Annotated in this window: 6 protein-coding genes; 3 read left to right on the forward strand and 3 right to left on the reverse strand. The window is 63.0% G+C overall.

Translation table 11 applies throughout. The features are described from left to right. The first annotated feature begins 7 nt into the window (after window positions 1-7). Window positions 8-1,273: an ABC transporter substrate-binding protein gene (locus FJ958_RS09305; RefSeq protein ID WP_140741752.1), complete on the forward strand. Its 1,266-nt coding sequence runs from the start codon at window positions 8-10 to the stop codon at window positions 1,271-1,273. A 152-nt stretch (window positions 1,274-1,425) separates the two neighbouring features. Here FJ958_RS09305 and FJ958_RS09310 read toward each other — a convergent pair whose 3' ends face one another. From FJ958_RS09310 to FJ958_RS09320, 3 genes are all read right to left on the reverse strand, one after another. Then, window positions 1,426-1,710 (reverse strand): amidohydrolase family protein, encoded by a 285-nt coding sequence (locus FJ958_RS09310; RefSeq protein ID WP_246679563.1) that lies wholly within the window; start codon window positions 1,708-1,710, stop codon window positions 1,426-1,428. Between the two features lie 105 nt (window positions 1,711-1,815). Beyond that, window positions 1,816-2,814: an ABC transporter permease gene (locus FJ958_RS09315; RefSeq protein WP_140741754.1), complete on the reverse strand. Its 999-nt coding sequence runs from the start codon at window positions 2,812-2,814 to the stop codon at window positions 1,816-1,818. Between the two features lie 61 nt (window positions 2,815-2,875). Then, window positions 2,876-3,619 (reverse strand): ATP-binding cassette domain-containing protein, encoded by a 744-nt coding sequence (locus FJ958_RS09320; protein ID WP_140741756.1) that lies wholly within the window; start codon window positions 3,617-3,619, stop codon window positions 2,876-2,878. Between the two features lie 451 nt (window positions 3,620-4,070). Here FJ958_RS09320 and FJ958_RS09325 point away from each other — a divergent pair, with 451 nt between their 5' ends. Together FJ958_RS09325 and FJ958_RS09330 are read left to right on the forward strand one after the other, a co-directional pair. Next, the gene (locus FJ958_RS09325; protein WP_140741758.1) at window positions 4,071-5,060 is read left to right on the forward strand and encodes a sugar-binding protein; all 990 of its coding nucleotides are present in this window, start codon (window positions 4,071-4,073) and stop codon (window positions 5,058-5,060) included. Window positions 5,061-5,249: 189 nt separating this feature from the next. After that, entirely contained in the window at window positions 5,250-6,032 is a 783-nt protein-coding gene (locus tag FJ958_RS09330; RefSeq protein WP_140741760.1) for a FadR/GntR family transcriptional regulator, read from the forward strand. Window positions 6,033-6,146: the final 114 nt, after the last annotated feature.

Consider the following 6,146-nt stretch of genomic DNA (forward strand, 5'->3'; position numbering starts at 1 on the left):
ACGAGCAATGAAGCATTTCTCAAGGATATTTGCCGCAACGGCGCTGTCGCTGGCGGCGGCCCTTCCGGCCTATGCCGAAACGACGCTGACGGTTCACTACCCGATGCCAGGCTTCTTCAAGAACGTGATGGACACGATCTCGAAGAAGTTCATGGAGGAAAATCCCGACATCAAGATCCAGTTCGCAAGCCCGTCCGCCACCTACGAGGAAGGTATCCAGACTATCCTTCGCCAGGCCGGCACCGACGAAATGCCCGACATCACCTTCATCGGCTTGAACCGCCTGCGCATGCTCAACGAGCGCAACGTTCCCGTCGATCTCGGCCCGCTGGTCAAGAAGGAAGGCAACATGGCGGAGCTCGGCTTCTCCGACACCATCCTGAAATTGGCGCAGGTCAACGGCAAGCAGGTTGGGCTGGCCTTCGCCACCTCGAACCCGATCATGTATTATAATGCCGACTTGGTGAAGGCCGCCGGTGGTGACCCGGACAATCCGCCCAAGACCTGGGACGAGGTGATCGCGCTCGGCGGCAAGATCAAGGCGCTCGGCAACGGCGTCGACGGCATCGACTTCCGCTGGCAGGGCGACGACTGGATGTTCTCGGCGCTGCTGTTCGGCGCCGGCGGCAAGATGCTGAACGAGGACGAAAGCAAGGTCGCCTTCAACGGACCGGAAGGCGGGAAGGCGGTCGAGATATTGCAGCGGATGGTGAAGGAGGGCGGCATGCCGGTCTTCACCAAGCCGGCTGGCGAGCAGGCTTTCGCGGCCGGCAAGGTCGGCTTCGAATTCCAGACCACCGGCGCCCTCGTCAACACGATCAAGAATGTCGGCGACAAGTTCACGCTGCGCACGGCCAAAATCCCGCTGATCGATCCGGTCAACGGCCATCTGCCGACTGGCGGCAACGCCGTGGTCATCCTGACCAAGGATGCCGCCAAGCAGGACGCCGCCTGGAAGTTCGCGAAATTCGCAGCTGGCCCTTATGGTGCGTCGGTCGTCGTGCCCGGCACGGGCTACGTCCCCAACAACGAGCTCGCGGCGAAATCCTCCGACTATCTTGGCGATTTCTACAAGAAGAATCCGCTGTTCCAGGCCGGCCTCAGCCAGATGCCGCGGATGATTCCGTGGTACGCCTTCCCCGGCACCAACGGTGTGAAGGTCACGCAGACGATCGTCGACAATTTGTCGCGGATCGTCGACCAGTCGGCGTCGCCCAAGGACGCGCTCGCCGACGCGGCGGGCGACGTCGAAGGCATGCTGCCGACGCAGTAAGGGATTGCCGCTGGCTTTCGCCTTCTCCCCTTTGTGGGAGAAGGCGAGGTCGGGCGCTTACACAGGCTTGTAAACTCGCTCGGCCGTGTTCCAGAAGATATCAGCTTCCGCGGTCGGCCCATGTTTCGCCACCGCATCGCGGTACGCCTTGATCAGTTCGGCGTGACTGGTCCAGAGCTTCTCGATCGAAAGTTCGAGCCGAACATCAGATGGTCCGGGCCCAGAATGTCGATCGCGTTGTCGATGATGCAGGCGATCAACGCCGCATCATTGCGATGCACGAACCTGCCGAGGCCGGAGAGCTTGGCGTGGGAATCGGGTGTCGCCGACAGCGTGCGCAGGCTCTCCTTCCAGGCATCCGTGGTTTCTGGCTCCATGCCAGTCAGCATTCCGGCAAGGATGAGGATGAAATTGGTTTCGGGATTTTCCCCGACCAATGTCAGCCCGTCCTTCTTCTGGGCCGGGAAAAGCTGCAGGTCGAAGGACAGGCCAGACTGAACGATAGGAACCGGAACGAATAATGCTTCGACGGCGACAGGCTGTTAGTCGCTGCGCCTGAAATTGCGGATGCGGTCGAACAGCACCGCCAGCAGGATGGCTCCGCCGATGAAGGTGCCTTGCCAGAAGGCGTTGATGCCGAGCAGGCCAAGGCTGTTGCGGATCACCTCGATAAGCGCCGCGCCGACAATGGCGCCGAAGGCTGTGCCGACGCCGCCGGCCAGGTTTGCGCCGCCGATGACGGTGGCGGCGATCACCTGCAATTCCATGCCGGTGCCGAGATTGGTGGTGACGGCGCCCAGCCAACCGGTCTGGATGATGCCGGCAACGCCGGCCGACAGCGCCGAGATCATGTAGACGGCGACCGTGATCCGCTTCACCGGGACGCCGGTCAGCGTCGCGGCATGCTCGTTGCCGCCTATGGCGAAGATATGCCGGCCGAACTTCGTCCAGCGCAGGATGAAGCCGGTGATCAGCGTCAGCAAGATCATGTAAAGCACAGGATTGGCGATGCCGAACAGCCAGGCGCCGCCGCCCAGCGCCAGAAGCTTGTTGTGGTCGGGCCCAAACTGGAAGACGACCGTGTTGTTGGATGCGACCATTGCAAGGCTGCGGGCAATCGACAGCATGCCCAGCGTCACCACGAAGGGCGGGAAGCCGAGATAGGCGATCAGAACGCCGTTGAAGGCGCCGATGGCGAGCGCGGTGGCTATCGAGGCCAGGATGCCGACCTCGATCGAATAGCCGGCGTGCATGGTCACGGCCAGCACCATCGAACACAAGCACAGCACGGACCCGACCGACAGGTCGATGCCGCCGGTGATGATGACGAAAGTCATGCCGAGCGCGACGATTGCTACGAAGGTGATGTTGCGGGTTATGTTGTAGAGGTTCTTCGAGGTGGCGAAGGCGTCGGTGGCGAACGACAGGAAGACGCAGGCCAGGATAACGGCGATGACCACCCAGAAGGTCTGGCTGGAGAACAGACGCGACAGGAAAGTGTGCTGCTTCTGCGCTATCGTCTGGTCAAGGGTGACTGCCATTATCGTTCTTTCCTGCCAGCGCCGATGCGTGCCGTCGTGGTGAAATCCGGGTTTCACGCTGTCATGCCACCTGCTCGATGGCGCCGGTGATCAGCCCGGTGACTTCCTCGGGCGAACTGGACGCGATCGTCTTGTCAGCGACCTTGCGGCCGCGCCGCATGACGATGACACGGTCGGCGACGTCGAAGACATCGGGCATGCGGTGGCTGATCAGCACAACGGCAATGCCCTGATCGCGCAGATGGCGGATCAGGTTCAGCACTTCGGCGACCTGCCTGACCGAGATCGCCGCCGTCGGCTCGTCCATCAGCACGATCCTGGCCTGCGACAGCATGGTGCGGGCGATCGCCACCGCCTGGCGCTGGCCGCCCGACATCTGCTTGACCAGGTCACGCGGCCGCGTCTCCGACTTCAGTTCGGCGAAGAGCTGGCCGGCGCGTTTGTACATGGCGGCATAGTCGAGGATGCGGAACGGACCGACGCCGCGCCGCAGCTCGCGGCCGAGATACACATTGGCGGCAGCCGTCAGATTGTTGCAAAGCGCGAGGTCCTGGTGGACGATCTCGATGCCGTGCTGGCGGGCTTCCGCCGGCTTGTGCAGGATCAGTTCCCTGTCGTCCATGCGCATGACGCCGTGGCTCGGGCGGAAATTGCCGGCGATCATCTTGACCAGCGTCGACTTGCCGGCGCCGTTGTCGCCCATCAGGCCCACGACCTGTCCGGGCTCGATCGACAGCGACACGTCATTGACCGCCTGGATGGCGCCGAAATGCTTCGAGATGTTGGTGAGTTCGAGAACAGCCACCAGCCTTTGCCTCCCGTGCTTGCCGCTTGCCCATGGCCGGCGCAGCCTCGCATCGCTCTCCTCCAGCTCCTCCCGGGAACAGCGATGCCGTCATTTACGCAAATGGCCGCGCGGGCGTCAATTGTCGGATGAATAGGAACCGGCAATTGTCAGACGAATAGGCGATACCGTTTTGAAAAATCCGTTTTGTAGGACAAATTGCAATTGACGTTGACGCTTCGCCGTTATTAGCTTGGCGCCGGAGGAAGACATGCCGTCTCCGTGACGCCATCATTGCCGGCGGGAGCGGCTGAAGATTATCGATCGTGCCGGCGATTGCCGGTCCGCTCGCATCTGAAAATGCTTATCGGCCTGGCTTGGTGGCACGAGCGCTCGCGCCTCTGTCGTCTCGATCCGGGCTGGTTCGTGTGGCGGGCACGCCGTGTCCGTCTGTTTCCAAGGGAGGACTGACATGAGGAAAACAGTTTTGCTCGCCGCCGTCGCCGCCATGGCACTGGGCGCCGGGCCGGCTCTGGCCAAGAAGCAGGTCGTCATCGTGGTGAAAGGTCTCGACAATCCGTTCTTCGAGGCCATCCATCAGGGCTGCGAGAAATGGAACAAGGAAAACGCCAGCGCAGAATATGAATGCTTCTACACCGGTCCGGCGTCGACTTCGGATGAGGCCGGCGAGGCGCAGATCGTGCAGGACATGCTGAGCAAACCCGACACGGCGGCGATGGCGATTTCGCCGTCCAACGCGCCGCTGATCGCGCAGACGATCAAGAGCGCCAACCCGACGATCCCGATCATGACCGTCGACGCCGACCTGACCAAGGAGGACGCTGCCCTTCGCAAGACCTATCTCGGCACAGACAATTATCTGATGGGCAAGAAGATCGGCGAATACATCAAGAAGGCCAAGCCGAAGGGCGGCACGATCTGCACCATCGAGGGCAATCCGGCTGCCGACAACATCCTGCGCCGCGCGCAAGGCATGCGCGACGCGCTGTCCGGCAAGGAAGGACTTGCGGCTTTGGCAGGTGAGGGTGGCTGGACCGAAGTCGCCGGCTGCCCGGTGTTCACCAATGATGACGGCGCCAAAGGCGTGCAGGCGATGACCGATATCCTCGCCGCCAATCCCAAGCTCGACGCGTTCGGCATCATGGGCGGCTGGCCGCTGTTTGGGGCGCCGCAGCCCTACCGCGACCTGTTCGGGCCGCTGAAGGACCGGATCGCCAAGAACGACTTCGTCATAGGCGCCGCCGACACGATCGGCGACGAGGTGGCGATCGCCAGGGATGGCCTTGTCACCGCGCTGGTCGGCCAGCGGCCGTTCGAGATGGGCTACAAGGCCCCGTCGGTGATGATCGATCTCGTCAAGGGCACCAAGGTCGCGGATCCGGTGTTCACCGGCCTTGACGAATGCACCAAGGACACAGTCGATACCTGCATCCAGAAGTAGGTTTTCGGTCCGGGGGTGCTCGGCAGCGAGCGCCCCCGGTCTATCGAAGTCTTCAAGAAGACGCTGTGTTTGGAGCCACCGGCTCCGGCTTCGACGCGTCCACAATTTGGATTTTCGGCTACAGGATCGGCGCGCCCGCGCAGGTTCGGATCAATCCGGCCGACAGCCGGCCGACCTATTGGAACGTGGATGCCGCACGAGAAGGCAAAGGGAAAAGCCAGCAGGACCAAGGCGCCAGCCGGTCGCGATCAGCCTGCCGTGCGCAGGGCGGATGCGGCGCACTTTCCCGGGTCCAGTGTTCATGCTTCGCTCGCCAGCGAGATTGGTCTCCGGATCGTGCGTGGGGACTATCCGCCCGGCAGCATCCTGCCCAACGAGGCCAGATGGGCCGAGACCTTCAATGTCAGCCGCTCGGCGGTGCGCGAGGCGATCAAGATGCTGATGGCCAAGAGCCTTTTGGCATCACGCCCCAAGATCGGCAGCTGGGTCGAACCGAGGGAGCGCTGGAACCTGCTCGATCGCGACGTGCTTGCCTGGTACGCCACGGCGCCCGACCGCGAAGCGTTCCTGCGCACCGTCCAGGAGTTTCGCCACATCATCGAACCGGAAGCGTCCGCCTTCGCCGCCATGCGGCGCAGCGACGAGCAGATGGCCGAGATCAGCCTGGCCTGCCGCGAGATGGGCGAGGCGGCGAGCCTGCCGGAGCGCATCCGCGCCGACACACGCTTTCACCTCGCCATCCTGCGGGCCTCGGGCAACGACCTTCTGGTGCCGCTCGGCGTGCTGATCGAATCCGCGCTCGACCATCTCTTCGTCTTCACGACGCGGCAGGTCGGCGACCAGCGGCGGGCGCAGAAGCTGCACGAGGCGATCGAGAAGAACATCCGCCTGCAGCGCCCGGCGGCGGCCCGCAATGCCGTGCACAAGCTGCTCGCCGACACCGATGAGGGGATCGGAAGAGGGCGGCGGTGATCAATTGCCAAAGCCGGCGCTGCCCCTCACCTGCCTGCCGGCATCCTTGTAACTTGTCATTTGCCGAATCCGTTATGATGGCGGGAGCGGTGGCGGACGAGAGGCCGACGCATC

The sequence above is a fragment of the Mesorhizobium sp. B2-3-5 genome, from assembly GCF_006442395.1.
Classification (GTDB): Bacteria; Pseudomonadota; Alphaproteobacteria; order Rhizobiales; family Rhizobiaceae; genus Mesorhizobium.

What these genes read in the sequence shown, in the direction of transcription:
- FJ958_RS09305 (WP_140741752.1), top strand. Translation starts at nt 8, where the DNA reads ATGAAGCATTTCTCAAGGATATTTGCCGCAACGGCGCTGTCGCTGGCG.
- FJ958_RS09325 (WP_140741758.1), top strand. Translation starts at nt 4,071, where the DNA reads ATGAGGAAAACAGTTTTGCTCGCCGCCGTCGCCGCCATGGCACTGGGC.
- FJ958_RS09315 (WP_140741754.1), bottom strand. Translation starts at nt 2,814, where the DNA reads ATGGCAGTCACCCTTGACCAGACGATAGCGCAGAAGCAGCACACTTTC.
- FJ958_RS09330 (WP_140741760.1), top strand. Translation starts at nt 5,250, where the DNA reads ATGCCGCACGAGAAGGCAAAGGGAAAAGCCAGCAGGACCAAGGCGCCA.